Raw genomic sequence first — 17,505 nt, forward strand, 5'->3', positions numbered from 1 at the left:
ATTTCATCCATCTTTTTGGAAGATTTTGAAACTGTTTTATAAGCGAACGTTCGCTCAACAGTGATATTAATTTATCATATTCAGATTTGGTTTGCAACTGAAAAGATATACTTTTTATAAAAAAATAATACAGTTCACAAAAAATGCAAACTGTATCTTTTTAATCATTATTATAACAATGCTTCTAGTCTATTCCGATTGAGTTCTGGATAGCGATTCAAAATTTTATTTATCGTTTTAAGAATCTTAGTTTGATACCCCACCATATCATTTTCTATTTGTAATACTAAAAGTGGCTCATGTAGACTCATCCGTAAAAGAAGCCATCCATCTCCATATTCCCCTTTAAAGTCAATTCGAACTCCTTCTTCATTTTCGGGATTTACTACCCAGTCTTTCGGAATCAAATCAGGGAATTCTTTGATAACTTCTAACCCTTTAGCTTTGAAATCTTCAGTTTCAATCTTAAAACGAACTTCTACAACTTCTTTAGGTTGGACTAGCTTTTTAATTAATGAATCTAAGGTTTCCCCTTTAGCAACCAATCTAGGAAGCAACATTAATATTTTTGCGACCACATACGCTCCATCATCTAAAAAGTAATTCTCTTTGAACGCAGCATGACCACTAGTTTCAATCGCAAGCTGACAATCAATTCCTTGATTATTTAATTCTATTGCTTTGTTTATAACATTACGATAACCCGATATATATCGATATTGATGCCCACCTAACTTCATAATGAATTTCTTCAAGTGTTCAGTTGTAGGAGAATTCGTTACTATTGTTGTTCCAGGATGCTCGCTTATCACAATCACACTTAAAACAGCAATTAAATTATTTCTATTGAGAAGTTCCTCACTTCCTGTTACAACCGCAGCTCTATCCACATCTGTATCAAAAATCACACCATAATCAGCATTTACCGCTAGTACTTGTTTCTTAATACTTTCCATGGCTTCTTTATTATCTGGGTTCGGAATATGATTTGGGAAAGCTCCATCTGGATCTAAGAATTGTGAGCCTTCCGTTTTAGCACCTAGTTCTTCGAGTACACTTTTTGCAAAGAAGCCTCCTGCTCCATTCCCAGCATCGACTATAATATGTAATCCTTCAAGCGGTTTTTCTTTTTCGCTCTGACTCCCCTTACGAATCAACTCCACTAAATGACGACTGTATCGTTCAAAAATACTTTTTACTTCTATAGTAGAAACTGATCCTTGTGGTAGTTCTTCCTTTTCATCCACCAATGCAATAATATCACGAATATCACTGGACTCTAATCCGCCCTCACGCGTGAAAAATTTCAGTCCATTATAATAGTATGGTAAATGACTCGCAGTAAACATCACTGTCGCATCGCAGTTAAATTCTTCAAATTGAGTCGCCATAAACATACTTGGAGTCGTTGCCATTTCAAAATCAATTACGTGAACTCCAAAAGCAGATAAAACTTTAATAAATTCTTTTGTTAAATTCGGTCCACTAATACGACTATCACGACCGATTCCAACAATTAATTCCGAAATATTTTTAGACGGATACCGCTTCTGTAACCATTTCACGAAAGCACTCGCAATTAAACGACTCTCTTTTACTGTCAATGTTGCATCAAACTCTTTTGTCGCAATAGCAATACCTCGAATATCTGAACTCAGTTGTAACTCTTTGATTTTTGACATGGGAACTCCTCCTTCACTATAGTTCTATTTTACCAAAAGCGCTAATGCATTAATAGAAGGTTTCCAAAAAATTATCCTAGATAACAAAAAGCAAGCAGCCTTTGCTACTTGCTTTTAACTCAGCTATCATGAGTTATGATTTACGATAGGTTAATTGAATATATCTTTCATACCATAAATCGACATATTCAGGCGAGAACGGCCCTTTTTTATTATTAATCCAATCCACAAGAATTTCTACATTCGCCTTTAGGATTTGATCAATTTCTTTCGAATAGTGCATTTGACGGCGATGTAATTCATACTCATCGACATCAAGCAATCGTTTTTCGCCATCTGGGAAAATCTTAATATCTAAATCATAATCGATATATTTCAACGCCTCAGCATCCAATACATAAGGCGACGCAAGATTACAATAATAAGATATCCCCTTTTGACGAATCATCGTCACAATATTAAACCAATAATGTTTATGATAATAAAGTAACGCTGGCTCCCTCGTCAACCATCTTCTTCCGTCGGACTCAGTCACAAGAGTATGATCATTACAAGCGATAATAGCTTGATCGCTTGTCTTCAAAATCATGCTATCGCGCCAAGTGCGATGAAGACTACCATCATGTTTATAACTCTTGACAGTGATGAATTCTCCTTCTCTGGGATTGTGCACCACTTTATCCAACTTTCTGTATCTATTTAAGAGATAACTCTTAGTGTTTTTCAAATCATTAGTAGTATAGCATATTTCTACCATTCTGTGAACAAAAAACAGTACAGCGATGCGATTTTAGCTCATTCATTTATAAAAGCTCTTGTCCCACTAAAATCTCGCACATTTTCCCTTGAACTCTTGATTGAGGCAGAAGTTTCATCTCTTCTTTAGTAACCCACTTTAGAGTTCTAGATGAATTATTCTTCACCTCACCTAATGCGCTCGCATATTGCATTTCAATATCCCATCTTTGGTGACTGAAAATATGCTTGACCGATTTAGGAAGTAGTCGAATCGGTGTTAATTTCATTCTATACAGACTTTCGAATTGCACTTCTAATGGTATATTCTGATTGATTTCATAATTTGAAGATTCTTCTAGCACGCCCTCAAATAAGTCAATCGATTCTCCAATTGTGCTAAAATCACGAATCAACGGGAAATGCCAAAATCCACTGAGTAAATCCGCTTGTGTATTTTTTTCAACTAAAAATCTGCCTTGCTCATCTTGAACCACAAAGGCTCTCCATTTCATCGGAGTTGGTTTTTTCTTAGGTTTCTTAATTGGATAAATATGCATCGTTCCATTTAAATAAGCAGCACTGAAATCCTTCACCGGACTTTCTTCTGGACGAGGATTCACTGGAGATTCGATATCGGAACCTAAATCCATCAGAGCCTGATTAAAATCTCCCGGTCTTTCAGGATCAATGAGAATTTCAGCAATTTCTTGAAAAGCCCATCGATTGCTTGGGTTTCCAATATCTAAATTCACTTCAAATAGTCTACTAATGACTCGCATCAAATTCCCATCAACTGCTGGTTCTGCCAAGCCGAATGCAATACTTGCAATCGCTCCAGCTGTATAAGGGCCTATCCCTTTTAACGATAGAATTCCGTCATAAGTATTTGGAAATTCTCCACCAAACTCTTCCATCACTTGAATGGCTGCCTTCTGCATATTACGTACTCGTGAATAATATCCAAGTCCTTCCCAGCATTTTAATAAAGTCTCTTCAGGAGCTTCAGCCAAATCTTTTATAGTTGGAAAAGTCTCTAGAAAACGCTCGTAATATGGAATTACTGTATCTACTCTTGTTTGTTGAAGCATGATTTCGCTCACCCAAATGAAATATGGATTTTGCGTTCTTCTCCAAGGTAAATCCCGTTTTTCTTTATCATACCAATTTAGTAGCGCCTTTCTAAAACGCTTGATTTTCTTCTCGTCCCACATTTTTACGCCAATTCCGGCTAAATCCATTCTTCTTTCTCCATTTCAAATTGCACGATAGCTTGTTCAATCACACTGGAAGTAAATCCTTTTTGATACAACTTCCCTTTGATTTGATACCATAGCGCTGATTCATTATCTTCATATTTTTTGGCGATACGTCGGTAAATTGTTGCAATTTCTTTTATTGCCAATTCTGCTTCCATCTCGTTTTGAGCTTCAAACGATAGAAACGGAACTACTTCTTCAGCAATTTCTTTCGAATATCCTTTTTGCATCACGAATACTTTTACCTTTTGCTTTGCTACTTTAGTAGTAACTCTTTTTTGTCCTTTCAAATACGCCTGCGCAATTTGAATCGCATTTTCGAGCTGCTCTTTTAGAGAATAGCCTTCGAGAACGGTTTGAATGACTTTGTCACTAATCCCCTTCTTCTGTAAATCAAAAACGATAGACTTCGGCCCTTTGAATGTGACAAACTTTGCCTGGTTCAAATAGCTTTCAGCATAAAACGTATCATTGATAAAATTTTGTTCATGTAACTTTCCAAGAACCTCATTAATAATGTCGTCATCGAATTCCAATTTTTCTAATTTTTCATAGACTTCCTTCGTCGAACGAAGCTTGAAGTTTAAAAAGTGCAATGCTTTTTGATAGGCTTGCTGAATACAATCATCCTGCTGAATTTCTTTAATTTGAACTTTTGTCAGTTCGGTTCCTTTAAATAAGGCATACTTTACAACTGTTGCCTCATCTACACCAAAGGCAAAAGCATCATTCAAATAAATATTGTAACGCCCTTTTTTCTTCTGCGCCTCAATTTTTGTAATGACCATATCCCACACTCCAATCTACTTAAAATATTTTAGCAAAATACACAGATGAATAAAAGTTTAACTCTCTAATCTACTTTCATATACGAAAAAGGCTCACTAATAGTGAGCCTTATTGAGTCAATTAATTAATCTTTATCCATCCCCATTGCGCGCATAATTGCTTTAGCAATTTCAACGATTGGAACAATTGAGAATGCTGAGCCAACTACAAACAACCATTGACCTGCTGTTAGAGTCGCTACATCAAATACGTTTGTTAACCCAGGAATTACCATTACGCTTAGAAGCATTACGGCCGATACTAGGATTGCATAGTTAAACATTTTGTTCTTGAACGCACCCACTTGACCAAGTGATTTGTACACAGACTTCACGTTGAACGCATGGAACAATTGGATTAAACCTAATGTTGCAAACGCCATTGTTTCCCCAACTGGGTTCCCCCAATTAGCGATATGAGTTGCATACCAGAATACAAATAATGTAATTCCGCCTTCGAAGAAACCTTGGTAGAAGATACTTGGTAACACACCGTTTGATAAGAAGTTCGAACTCTTACCGCGTGGTGGGTGATTCATAATATCCGCTTCCGCTTCTTCAAGACCTAAAGCAATCGCTGGGAACACGTCTGTTACTAAGTTGATCCATAAAATATGGATTGGTTCTAGAATGGACCAACCAGCCATTGTCGCAACAAACATTGTCATTACTTCACCGAAGTTTGCAGATAGCAAGTATTGAACAGCTTTTTGGATATTCGAGAATACTTTACGTCCTTCTTCAACAGCTACTACGATTGTTTCGAAGTTGTCATCGGCAAGTACCATATCTGAAGCGCCTTTAGAAACTTCAGTACCTGTAATCCCCATACCAACACCGATATCGGCTTGTTTAAGTGAAGGAGCATCGTTAACTCCATCCCCAGTCATCGAAACAACTTTACCATTCTTTTGCCAAGCCTTTACGATACGAACTTTATGTTCTGGAGATACACGAGCGTATACAGAGTAAGTTTCAACAGTACGCTCTAATTCTTCATCAGAAATATCGTTTAATTCGCTGCCTGTTAATACTCCGTCTTCTTGATCTGGACGAAGGATGCCTAAACGTTTTGCAATCGCTTGGGCTGTATCACGGTGGTCCCCAGTAATCATAATTGTACGAATACCAGCTGATTGCGCTACTTTAATCGCAGCAGCTGCTTCTTTACGTTCTGGGTCAATCATCCCCACTAAACCAGCAAAGATTAAATCATGTTCAATTGAATCTGTGTCGATGGTTTCAGGAAGAGTATCAATCACTTTATATGCCATCGCTAACACACGAAGAGCTTGAGTAGCCATTTCTTTGTTTAATTTCATTAATATTGTACGGTCATCTTCAGTGAATACAGAAACTTCACCATGTTTTTCAATCTTAGTCACACGGTCTAGTAACATATCTGGAGCACCTTTTGTTGCAACCAAATATTTACCATCTTCTAATTGATGAATTGTCGTCATTAATTTACGAGTTGAGTCAAACGGAACTTCTGCAATACGAGGAATGTTTACTAACTCTTCACGTACATCATAGTTTTTATCAAGACCGTATTGAACCATTGCTGTTTCAGTTGGATCCCCTAATAATGAATTGTCTTGAGAAATCTTTGTGTCATTAGCTAAATTCATTACACGAAGCGCCATGTTGTCCTTAGAAATTTCTTCTGACGCATCATGAATTTCGTTGTCATAAACCATTTTTTCAACCGTCATTTGGTTGAGTGTCAACGTTCCTGTTTTATCGGAGCAGATAATTTCAACTCCACCTAATGTTTCAACCGCTGGCAATTTACGAACAAGCGCGTTACGTTGCGCCATTTTTTGAGTTCCTAATGCAAGGATAATTGTAGAAATCGCTGGTAACCCTTCTGGAATTGCAGCAACGGCAATCGCAATCGCTGTTAATAACATATGAGTCCATTCATTTCCTCTAAGCATCCCTACTACGAAGATAATAACAGCAATCACTAAAATCATGATTGTTAGCCATTTACCAAGAGCATCTTGATTTTCTTGAAGTGGTGTTTTACCTTCTTCAGTGTTTGCTAACATATTAGCGATTTTACCAACTTCTGTATTCATACCAGTACTTGTAACCACACCAACAGCACGGCCGTAAGTTACGTTTGTACTTGAGAACGCCATATTTGTACGATCTCCAATTCCTACTTCATCGCCTGTAGGAATCACTAAGTCTTTATCAACAGGAACAGATTCCCCTGTTAAAGCAGACTCTTCAATTTTCACAGTGTTTACTTCGAATAAACGCATATCCGCTGGCACGACATCCCCAGCTTCAAGGATAACGATGTCTCCGACTACGATATCTTCCCCTTTAACGTGTTCCACATGTCCATCACGTAAAACACTTGCTACAGGTGAAGCCATTTTCTTCAACGCTTCGATAGCTTCTTCAGCTTTTGATTCTTGGAATACCCCTAGAATAGCATTCAGTAAGACAACTGCTAAAATGATAACGGCATCTGTCGGATCTGGTTCACCACTATGAGCAAACATCGAAACAACCGCAGCGACTAAAAGCACTAAAATCATGAAATCTTTAAATTGATCCACAAATTTTTCTAAAAGTGATTTTTTCTTACCTTCCTGTAATGTGTTTGCGCCGTATTTTTCAAGTCTAGAAGCAACTTCTTGTGAACTTAATCCAGCAGGGCTAGATTGAACTTCGTTAAAAACTTCCTCCACTGACTGTAAATATACGGGTTTTGTTTGTTGTTCCAACAAAATACACTCCTTTTCTTTTTCTATAAAAAGAGAGACTTATGCCCATCATCCTTTTGATAATAAACATAAGTCTCACTGTTCAAGATAATACCAGCGAGAATTCGCTTGCTGTTGATATTATCGCAACGATTGGTTGCCAGTTACTCCCTTATAGAGATCGATTATTGTTGTAGTTACTATACCAAATAAGTGTGAGATTTGCAAATTTTTTAGATAAATTGTTAACCTTTCTTTTTACCTAAATTTCGCGGATTTTAGCCAAATCCAACCGTTCCAATGCCGGTGCATTTTTCGAGATAAAGTAATCATCAAGCACTTTAGCTTTCAGATTCATCGCTTGTAACTTTTCATCCATCATCGGCGTTTTCTTAAACACCCATTGCGTCCCATGAAGGATTCCTTCACTGACACCTGATGTCAGAAGCCACTTCTTAGCACGCTTACTTTTTTCGATATATTTTTCAACCATTTCTTTACGATGCTTCGCGAACATTCCATTTTCAATGAAGAGCGTAAAGGTTTTTTGCATCATCACGTTTGAATCGTAATCCATCCACTGCTTGTGCATTGAAAAAGTTTCTACCAATTCTTTGGGCAAGACAACAATCCCTATTTTCAAGGCTGAAAACAAAATAGATGAAAAGGATTTTACATAAATAACTCGTCCATCCATATCGTAATAATGAAGTGGTGTTGCATTCCCCTCTACAAAGTCTGCCATATAATCATCTTCAATAATATATACAGAGTAACGTCTCGCCAGTTCTACAATTTTTTTCTTGGTGCCTTCGCTGTAACTTCCACCTAGCGGATTATGAAACCTAGAAATCGTATAGAATAGTGAAAACTCTCCACTCGCGAATAATTTTTCTAATCGGTCTAAATCAATTTCACCATCCATCTGCCGTTCAATTGTTGCGTACGGAATGTTCAAATGCTTCACCAATTCATTCATTCGTGCATAAGTCGGTTGTTCGAGCAACACCTTTTTCCCTTGAATCAGCTGTAACAAAATATAGAGCGCTTGTTGAGTTCCAGTCGTGATGACCAATTGTTCCTTTGCAGCATACACCCCATACTCTTCTAAAATAGGCATTAACGCCTGAATCAATTCATCCATCCCAGAAGCTTGCTCTTTTTTAGTTAGTTTTAGATCATGCGCACTAGCAAGCGATTGATTAAAGCAGATACGCAAGTCCTCAATCGGAAGTTGAGAATAGTCTTCCTCGGATTCTTCCAATTTCTTTGCTTCTGAATTCTTTAATACATAATAGCCACTTTTTTCGACTGCATAAATAAAACTTTCATCTTTTAGACTACGCAAGGCTCGTTGTACCGTATCCTTATTAACCCCGTATCGAGAAACTAATTCTCGAATTGAGGGAAGTTTATCTCCTTTTTGAAGATTCCCAATTAATATTTCCTCTTTTAATAACTGAGCTAATTGCTGGTATTGATACATGACACACCTCCACTGTACCGGTACAGTTTGTTTTCATCCCTATTGTATCCTCACCTGTCCCGTTTTACAATACAGATACATTGAAACTCGAGGAATAGATATGAAAAAAATATTAATCGCAAACGACTTGCCAGGAATTGGCAAAGTTGCACTCGCACCCGCTATCCCGATTTTCGCTTGTTGTCAGATTGAAACGATTCTACTGCCTACAGTACTTCTTTCATCTCATACAGGCGGATTCAAAAATATCGCGGTTGCGGAGCAAACAGAATTTATGAGGCAGTCCCTTTACCAATGGGAGCATCTGGAATTAAAACCGGATGCTGTTTTGACAGGATACTTCCGAAACACAGAACAAATTGAATTAATGGTCGATACCATTGAAAAACTGCCAGAGTCTACGAAAATTTTTATCGATCCAATCATGGGGGATAACGGAAAACTGTATAGCGGATTTACACAAGAACATGTTGAAGCCATGAGAAAACTCATTCAAAAAGCTGATGTGATTTATCCCAATATTACAGAGGCGTGTCTTTTGACAGATACGCCCTATCCAAAAGGAAAAATCATGATGGACTTTACAAGAGAGTTAGCTAAGAAACTAGCCGAACTTGGGCCAGCGTCCATCATTATTACTGGATGTCCTGATAATGAGAAAGTTACAGGCGTTCAGCTATATTATAAAGAATCGGATTCATTTTTTGATTTTTATACAGCAAAATACCCGCATCATTTTTACGGTACAGGTGATACACTAGCCGCTCTAACAACTGCGTGCATCCTTCAAGACATGACCGTGGAAGAAGCCCTATCGTTCACACTTAAATTCATCGACGAAGTGCTTCAACTGAGCAGCCAACAACCTGAACGAATTCCATTTGGTCTTCCAATCGAGAAAAAACTTGGAATGCTAACCACAAAATTTACTACTGAGGTGTCATTATGAAAAATACAGATTTAAGAGATTTAGTTCAAACAAGCTTATTCGCAGCTTTAATTTTTTTAGGTATAAGTGTCTTTAGAATTCAAATACCATTTTCCACACAATTCGTTCATTTTGGGAATGCACTTGTTGTTGTGGGATGTTTATTATTTGGAACAAAACAAGGAGCCTTCGCTGCAACCATCGGGCTTGGAGTCTTTGATATCTTAAATGGTTATGCTGCCGTTGTCTGGGAAACCATTCTTGAATCATTAATTGTCTGCTTAGTCATCCATCTTGTTTACGAAAGAGCATTAAAGAAAGATGACAAAATTAGAAACATCATCTTAATTGGTGTTTTAGCAGCCCTCACAAAAATAATTGTGAATATTATTAAATATACATTTTTACGTGGAGTGATCGTCGGAGGTCTCGCCTTAGCCCCAGCCTTTATTCAAGCCATCAATAAGATTACAGGGACTTTCGGTTCAGCGGCCCTTACTATTATCGCAGTTCCAATCATATATCCACTTTTTAAAGAAGCCTTAAAACGTGTAAAAAGATAAACAAAACAGCTATTACGAACTCAATCGTAATAGCTGTTTCTTTTTTATAACCACAGAGGAGTATTAGAAATATATAGATTCTCCTGTCAGCGGTCTAATAAATAATTAGCAATAATTTTTAACGCTGACTCTATACTATCATTAACTTCTTTTCTTGTCTCAAAGTCATCATCCCAATAATAGATGTCCGACAACCCTCCATGAGGCGGAAATAACGACTTGTACACATCTAACTTTTCTCTTTCATCAAGAATTCCATTTGCATCTAGAAATCCCTTTAAATTCATCAAAGTTTTAATTTGTGGATTCACATCTTCTATTTGATATTGGTTAATTATTTCCAATAAATGATCAATTGCATTAATTCCTCCTTCTGACATCGCTATTCTCCCTTGATTACTTTTCTCTATTTTACCATAGTAAACTTCTCTTTTTCACCATGGAAGAAGGTTACCAGAAAAAGTCTAAGCACCATTTCCCTTTCCGCGACAGAAGGTTACTAGAAAAAGTGAAAATCAAATAAAACTCCTCGGAGTTATTGTGGCAATAGTAGGGAATCATAACCAATGTGAATTAGGGAGAGTTGCGATGATTCGCTACTCTCCCTTTGAAGCTTGGTAGGTTTGAGATGTTAGGCTCAAACCGGTATCCTACTATTCTTGCCACAATAACAACTCCGAAGGAGTTTTATTGATTTTTATATACCTTTTTCTAGTAACCTTCTGGATTTTTCTTTTGCCAGTTCCATGAGTCGCGAACCATATCGTTCAAGTTCTTTTCTGCTACCCATCCTAGAACTTGTTTCGCTTTAGACGCATCTGCATAACAAGTTGCGATATCTCCTGCACGGCGAGGTGCAATTTTATAAGGGATATCCACTCCATTTTCTGAGATAAATGCTTTTACTAAATCTAACACACTGTATCCAATACCAGTTCCTAAATTAAAGACTTTTGCACCTTTTTGAGCCGCATTGTTTTTAACTGCAAGTACGTGCCCACGAGCTAAATCAACAACGTGGATGTAATCACGAACTCCAGTCCCATCATGTGTATCGTAGTCGTCACCAAATACACTTAAGAATTCGCGTTTACCAACAGCCACTTGAGTGATGTATGGCATTAAGTTGTTTGGAATTCCGTTTGGAGCTTCTCCAATCAATCCACTTTCATGCGCTCCGATTGGGTTGAAGTAACGTAAGTTTGTGACAGACCAGTCGCTATCTGAGAAAGCAACATCATTTAAGATTTGTTCAAGCATCACTTTTGTATAACCATAAGGGTTTGTTGCGCTTGTTGGCATTTCTTCTTTAAAAGGAACCACGTTGTTCATACCATATACAGTTGCACTTGAGCTGAACACGATATCCTTCACGTTAAATTGACGCATTACGTCTAATAACACTAATGTTCCTGTGATGTTGTTGTGATAGTATTCTAAAGGTTTTTCAACAGACTCTCCCACAGCCTTGAACCCTGCAAAATGAATCACTGAATCGATGTTTTCTTTTTCAAAAACTGTTACTAGGAAATCACGATCAAGAATGTCTCCTTCATATAGCGGGAAATCTTTTCCTGTGATTGTTTTTAAACGGTTCAATACTTCTGGTGAGCTATTTGAAAAGTTGTCGACAATAACAACGTCAAATCCAGCTTTGTCTAATTCGATTACTGTATGAGAACCGATATATCCTGCTCCACCTGTTACTAAAATTGCCATGTTTACTTCCTCCCCTTAGTTCAACACGTCTTCTGCGTGATCTTTTTGTAACGTTAAAATACGTGGACCATCTTTTGTAATGGCTAATGTATGTTCGAATTGGCAGCTTAACCCACCATCTAATGTATGAGCAGTCCACCCATTACTTTCCATTTCCGCTTTCCAAGTTCCAGTATTCACCATTGGTTCAATGGTAATAACCATTCCTTCTTTTAAGCGAAGACCTTTTCCTGGTTCACCGTAGTGAGGTACTGCTGGGCTTTCGTGAATCGTTGGCCCAATTCCATGTCCGATAAAATCACGAACAACAGATAATCCTTCACTTTCTACATAAGTTTGGATTGCGTGTCCAATATCTCCAATACGATTTCCAACTTTTGCTTGTTGAATTCCTAAGTATAAAGCTTTCTTTGTCACTTCATATAAGTGGTCAATTTCTGGAGTGCTTTCGCCAACAATGTAGCTCCAACATGAATCTGATAGGGCTCCTTTTAACTCTACACAGAAGTCTACTTTTACTAAGTCGCCTGATTTTAATGGCTTGCGACGTGGAAAACCGTGACAAATCTCATCATTGATACTTTGACACGTTGCGTATTTATACCCTTCATAGCCAATTTGAGGAGCAGATCCGCCTGCTTCTTCAATTTTTCTTTGGACAAATTGATCGATATCCCAAGTAGTGACACCAGGTTTAATAAAATCACGAAGTTGAACATGAATTGAAGCTAAAAGCGCTCCAGATTCTTCCATTGCATCAATTTCGCGTTTTGATTTTAATGTAATCATGAAATAAACTCATCCTTTCTAACAAAGGCAATTATAGCATATAAAATAAAATAAAGAATAGTTATTTAAACAAGTTTTAACTAGATGTACAACTAAATCTTCCAACCCAACTTTTCCACTAAAATTTTTTCGTTTCAAACTACTGAAAGCCTCTAACAAAAAAACACCGCCTCATTGCGGCGATGTCTTAAATGAATTATTGTGGTGTTCTAGAACCTCTACCTGGCGGGAATGGTCTAGGTGTAATACTTGTTGTTGTCTCAGTTGAAGGATCTTCAGCTACAGGAGAAGCAGTCGTTGGTGCTTCTGTTGTTGGAGCCTCAGTAGTTTGTACTGTAGTAGTTGTTTCTGCAGTTGTTGTTTCTGCAGTTGTTGTTTCAACAGTAACTTCTTCATCTGATTCTGAGGATGCAGTTTCTGTTGTTGCTTCGACTAATACGTTCTCTCTAATATAACCAATATATTTATAACAACTTTCTTCCTGCGTGAATTCTGATGCAGAAATAGTTGCGCTTGTAGCCAAAGCTCCAGATAATACTAATCCGATTGTTAATACTATATTTTTATGTTTTTTATTAGAAAACACAAAATATCCTGCACTAGTCAACACGAGCACCCCTAAAGTCATAAAAATGACATTAGAATTCGTTCCTGTATTTGGTAATGTTGCAGGTAATTGACATGCCCCTTTATCATATGCATAAACAAGCAAAATACGATCCTGGTTTCCTAACTCCGTAAACTCGCCTTTTTGGATATTTGCTTTTTGAATCTCTGTAAGATTCGAGAAGTTTACTTTTTGAATTTCTTCTGCAAAAACATTGTTCGTGAAATATCCAAACCAGCCTAACAACAGTGCAACAATGAATAAAAATTTCATTTTTTTCAACGCAAATCAGCTCCTTAAAATTCATCACAATAATTATACATCTTTTCTTCATAAAGTTCAATATTTATTATTTTTGTATGAATTTTGTTTGAATTGTTTTTCGGATATTAACGCTTATAAAAAGCCTTTAATCCTAAGATTAAAGGCTTTTTACAAAATATTTTCTGAATCAAATTAATCCAATTCAATTTGACCTGTATAGAGTTTGTAGTAAACACCATGTTTTTCCATTAAACTTTCATGGTCTCCGCGTTCGATAATCTCACCGTGATCCATTACCATAATCACGTCCGAATTACGAATCGTAGATAAACGGTGCGCAATTACAAATGAAGTACGGCCTTCCATCAATTGGTCCATACCACGTGAAATTAGCGCTTCAGTATGGCTATCGATTGAGCTTGTTGCTTCATCTAGAATCAATACTTTAGGGTTAGCAACGGCAGCACGTGCAATCGCAAGTAATTGACGTTGACCTTGAGACAAGCCTTCGCCATCCCCTGTAATTTCTGTTTGATATCCTTGAGGCAGACGTTTGATAAAGCTGTGGGCATTGGCTAATTTCGCCGCTTTAATCACTTCATCATCCGTCGCGTCTAAATTACCGTAGCGAATATTATCCGCAATAGTACCCGTAAATAAATGCGTATCTTGCAACACGATAGAAATTGTCTTACGTAAGTCATCTTTCTTAATCTTTGTTACTGGAATCTCATCAAATGTAATCACACCAGAATCAATCTCATAGAAACGGTTGATTAAGTTCGTAATAGTCGTTTTACCAGCACCAGTCGCCCCTACAAAGGCTACCTTCAATCCTGGTTCAGCCCAAACATTGATATCTTTTAAGATACGCACTCCTGGAACATATCCAAAGTCAACATTGTGTAGTTGAATATTTCCGACAACCGGAATACGTTTGTCGCCATCCACCCAGTACCATTGATTTGGATCTCGTTGGTCCAAAGTAACAGTTCCTTCGTCGACTTCAGGTTCTTCACGAAGGATGGCAAAGATACGTTCTGCCCCGGCCATCGCACTAAGAAGTACGTTCATTTGTTGAGACATTTGACCAAGTGGTTGTGCGAAAGTTCTTGAGAATTGTAGGAATGAGGCAAGTCCTCCAATATCCATCGCGTTAATAATCACTAAGTATCCCCCAACTGCTGCAGTAATCGCATAGTTCACATAACTGATGTTCCCTAAGATTGGGAACATGATACTTGAATAGAATTGTGCGTTATTGGCAGCTTCTTGAAGTTCAATGTTGAGTTTATTGAATTCATCAAGCACTTTATGCTCGTGGTTAAATACTTTAACGACTTTTTGCCCTTCAATATGCTCTTCCACGAATCCATTCACTTGTCCAAGAATCGCTTGTTGCGCAGCGAATTGTTTTCCTGACTTCGCCCCTAGTTGTTTCACAATTTGGAACATCAAGAATACCATCGCAATCAGAAGCACTGTTAAGATTGGTGAAAGGATGACCATCATCACAAACGTCAATACTAATTGAAGCGTTGAACTGATAATCATTAACATACTGTTGTTAAAAGCATTTTGAATATTTTCAAAGTCGTTTGTAAATCGAGACATTAAGTCCCCATGCTTATTCGTATCAAAGAAACGAATTGGCAATCCTTGAATATGATTGAATAAATCTGAACGCATTTTCTCGATGGTATTTTGTCCAACTGTGACCATTAAACGCGCAGAGAAGTAGCTGGCTGTTGCTCCAAGCACATAAACAATCGCGATAAAACCAAGCATTTTCGCCAATCCTGCTAAATCCCCTGTTTCAATAAAATCATTGATTAATGGACGAATCGCATACGTTCCGATAATTCCAGAAGCACTTGAAATGATTAAGCAGACCACAACAACTGCAAGAGTCATCTTACTCTTCCATAAATACCCCCATAAGTCTGCCAAAGTTTGCTTCATGTTTTCTGGACGTTTTGGCCCTTTAATTTTACTCATCTCCTTTGGCTCCTTTCATTTGGGTTTCATAAATATCACGATACAAGTCGTTTGTTTCCATTAACTCTTCGTGAGTTCCTAGTCCGTTTACTTTACCATCATCTAACACAAGAATATTGTCTGCTCCTTGAATAGATGAAATACGTTGGGCAATAATGATGACCGTTGTATCTGGTAAATGGTTGAAGAACGCTTCACGGATTTTCGAGTCAGTCGCTGTATCAACCGCTGATGTTGAATCGTCTAAGATTAACACGGCTGGTTTACGTAGCATTGCACGTGCAATTGTAAGACGTTGTTTTTGTCCACCAGAGAAGTTTGAACCACCTTGTTCTACACGAGTATCATAGCCATCTGGCATTTCCATAATAAAATCATGAGCTTGTGCATGTTTAGCCGCTTGAATCATCTCTTCTTCTGTAGCATCTGGATTTCCCCACAAGAGGTTCTCACGAATCGTTCCAGAGAATAAAGTGTTCTTTTGTAATACCATTGATACATTTTGACGAAGGTCTGCAAAACGATACTCGCGAACATCATGTCCGCCCACGCGAACAGTCCCTGCTGTAGTGTCATAGAGTCGAGGAATCAACTGTACAAGAGAAGATTTTCCAGAACCGGTTGGCCCGATAATTCCAAATACTTCACCTGGTTTAATCTTGAAGTTGATGTTGCTTAACACTTCTTCATCTTGTTGTTTTCCATATGAGAAATGAACATGGTCGAACTCCACTTCACCATAAACTTTATCAACCGTAATTGGGTATTCTGGTTCTTCCACATCGATGTTTGTATCCAATACTTCGAAGATACGATCCATAGAAGCTTTTGTCATTGTCAACATCACGAAAACGAATGAAATCATCATGAGGGACATCAAGATTTGTGTGATATAAGAAATGAAACTGATAAGGTCTCCTGTTGTCATCGTTCCACTGATAACAAGACCACCCCCAAACCACATCACAGCAATTGTTACCGCATAAATCGTTAACTGCATGATTGGGTTATTCCACATTACGACATACATCGCATGTAAGGCACGTTCTCTAAATGTAGAGTTTTCTTTACCGAATTTTTTCTTCTCAAAGGTTTCACGTACGAATGATTTTACAACGCGAATTCCGATAAAGTTTTCTTGTAGTGTACGGTTAATGCCGTCTGTTGCTTGTTGTAATTTTCTAAAGCGAGGAAAGGCTGTAGAAATGATAAGGGCTAGCGATAACACTAAGATTGGTACAGCGACCATGAAGACAAGTGATAATTGCGCATTAATGCTTACTGCAAAGAAGATAGCGAAGATAAACATCATTGGCGCACGCGCTAAAATACGCATAGTCATAATGGCAGTATTTTGAATGTTGTTCACGTCACTTGTCATACGCGTAATCAAAGAAGCATTTGAGAAGTGATCGATGTTTTTAAATGAGAAAGCCTGAATTTTCTTCATTTCAGCAGAACGTAACTCTGCGGCAACTCCAGTCCCCGCAATCGATGCAAATTTCGCACCAAGAACTCCAGCTGAAAGAGATACAATCGCTACAAGAATCATAACGAACCCTTGTTGCATAATAAAGCCTAAGTCTTTATTTGGAATCCCTTCGTCGATAATTTGCTTCATAATAATCGGTTGCGCTACTTCACAGAGCACCTCGATTAAAATGGCAAAAAACGCTAAGAAAGGATATTTTTTATACTTACTAAAAAACGGAAGAATCTGTTTTAGCATTTTTTCACTCCTTTTTATGATTTTTGATAATAAAAAACTGCCTCTGGGCACACGCCAAAGACAAGCATTCTGTTAAGAATTACTAAAATAAGTTTATCAAGCTTTGACTAGGTTTTCAAATGAAATCCTTTATTTTTTAACCGAATTTTCATTTTATTTTAAGGGAATTCTTTCTTTTTAAAAAAACAAAAATAGA

Annotated in this window: 14 protein-coding genes; 2 read left to right on the top strand and 12 right to left on the bottom strand. The window is 37.6% G+C overall.

Annotation, left to right across the window (positions count from 1 at the left end):
* Window positions 1–170 precede the first annotated feature (170 nt).
* The 6 genes from HMPREF3103_RS07985 to HMPREF3103_RS08010 form a co-directional block, all read right to left on the bottom strand.
* A complete protein-coding gene (locus HMPREF3103_RS07985) occupies window positions 171–1,682 on the bottom strand; it encodes a phosphohexomutase domain-containing protein (protein ID WP_070439069.1) in 1,512 nt (503 codons plus the stop codon).
* A 133-nt stretch (window positions 1,683–1,815) separates the two neighbouring features.
* Window positions 1,816–2,367, bottom strand: coding sequence for a nucleoside tri-diphosphate phosphatase (locus tag HMPREF3103_RS07990; protein WP_371327436.1), 552 nt, complete (start codon window positions 2,365–2,367; stop codon window positions 1,816–1,818).
* Window positions 2,368–2,485: 118 nt separating this feature from the next.
* Entirely contained in the window at window positions 2,486–3,658 is a 1,173-nt protein-coding gene (gene mutY / locus HMPREF3103_RS07995) for an A/G-specific adenine glycosylase (protein WP_070439072.1), read from the bottom strand.
* A complete protein-coding gene (locus HMPREF3103_RS08000) occupies window positions 3,649–4,464 on the bottom strand; it encodes a regulatory protein RecX (RefSeq protein WP_070439075.1) in 816 nt (271 codons plus the stop codon). Before HMPREF3103_RS08000 ends, mutY begins: the two co-directional genes overlap by 10 nt.
* Before the next feature lie 125 nt (window positions 4,465–4,589).
* Window positions 4,590–7,247, bottom strand: a complete 2,658-nt coding sequence (locus HMPREF3103_RS08005; RefSeq protein ID WP_148128827.1) for a cation-translocating P-type ATPase — start codon at window positions 7,245–7,247, stop codon at window positions 4,590–4,592.
* A 241-nt stretch (window positions 7,248–7,488) separates the two neighbouring features.
* Complete coding sequence (locus tag HMPREF3103_RS08010; RefSeq protein ID WP_070439081.1) at window positions 7,489–8,712, bottom strand: aminotransferase-like domain-containing protein; 1,224 nt, start codon at window positions 8,710–8,712, stop codon at window positions 7,489–7,491.
* Window positions 8,713–8,812: 100 nt separating this feature from the next.
* Here HMPREF3103_RS08010 and HMPREF3103_RS08015 point away from each other — a divergent pair, with 100 nt between their 5' ends.
* Window positions 8,813–9,661, top strand: coding sequence for a pyridoxamine kinase (locus tag HMPREF3103_RS08015; RefSeq protein ID WP_070439084.1), 849 nt, complete (start codon window positions 8,813–8,815; stop codon window positions 9,659–9,661).
* Window positions 9,658–10,203 (top strand): ECF transporter S component, encoded by a 546-nt coding sequence (locus tag HMPREF3103_RS08020; RefSeq protein ID WP_070439087.1) that lies wholly within the window; start codon window positions 9,658–9,660, stop codon window positions 10,201–10,203. Before HMPREF3103_RS08015 ends, HMPREF3103_RS08020 begins: the two co-directional genes overlap by 4 nt.
* An 86-nt stretch (window positions 10,204–10,289) precedes the next feature.
* On the opposite strand, the gene HMPREF3103_RS08025 is transcribed toward HMPREF3103_RS08020, so the two are convergent.
* The 6 genes from HMPREF3103_RS08025 to HMPREF3103_RS08050 all read right to left on the bottom strand — a co-directional run bounded on the left by HMPREF3103_RS08025 (window position 10,290) and on the right by HMPREF3103_RS08050 (window position 17,309).
* Complete coding sequence (locus tag HMPREF3103_RS08025; protein ID WP_070439090.1) at window positions 10,290–10,583, bottom strand: ABC transporter; 294 nt, start codon at window positions 10,581–10,583, stop codon at window positions 10,290–10,292.
* Between the two features lie 331 nt (window positions 10,584–10,914).
* A complete protein-coding gene (gene galE / locus HMPREF3103_RS08030; RefSeq protein WP_070439093.1) occupies window positions 10,915–11,922 on the bottom strand; it encodes a UDP-glucose 4-epimerase GalE in 1,008 nt (335 codons plus the stop codon).
* Window positions 11,923–11,937: 15 nt separating this feature from the next.
* Window positions 11,938–12,711: a type I methionyl aminopeptidase gene (gene map, locus HMPREF3103_RS08035; RefSeq protein ID WP_005607106.1), complete on the bottom strand. Its 774-nt coding sequence runs from the start codon at window positions 12,709–12,711 to the stop codon at window positions 11,938–11,940.
* A 196-nt stretch (window positions 12,712–12,907) separates the two neighbouring features.
* Complete coding sequence (locus tag HMPREF3103_RS08040; RefSeq protein ID WP_256365586.1) at window positions 12,908–13,591, bottom strand: LPXTG cell wall anchor domain-containing protein; 684 nt, start codon at window positions 13,589–13,591, stop codon at window positions 12,908–12,910.
* Window positions 13,592–13,774: 183 nt separating this feature from the next.
* Window positions 13,775–15,580, bottom strand: coding sequence for an ABC transporter ATP-binding protein (locus HMPREF3103_RS08045; protein WP_070439100.1), 1,806 nt, complete (start codon window positions 15,578–15,580; stop codon window positions 13,775–13,777).
* Complete coding sequence (locus tag HMPREF3103_RS08050; protein ID WP_070439103.1) at window positions 15,573–17,309, bottom strand: ABC transporter ATP-binding protein; 1,737 nt, start codon at window positions 17,307–17,309, stop codon at window positions 15,573–15,575. The genes HMPREF3103_RS08045 and HMPREF3103_RS08050 overlap by 8 nt, the downstream gene beginning before the upstream one ends.
* Between the last annotated feature and the right edge of the window lie 196 nt (window positions 17,310–17,505).

Origin of the sequence: Granulicatella sp. HMSC30F09 (genome assembly GCF_001806915.1) — a bacterium.
Taxonomy (GTDB): Bacteria; Bacillota; Bacilli; order Lactobacillales; family Aerococcaceae; genus Granulicatella; species Granulicatella adiacens.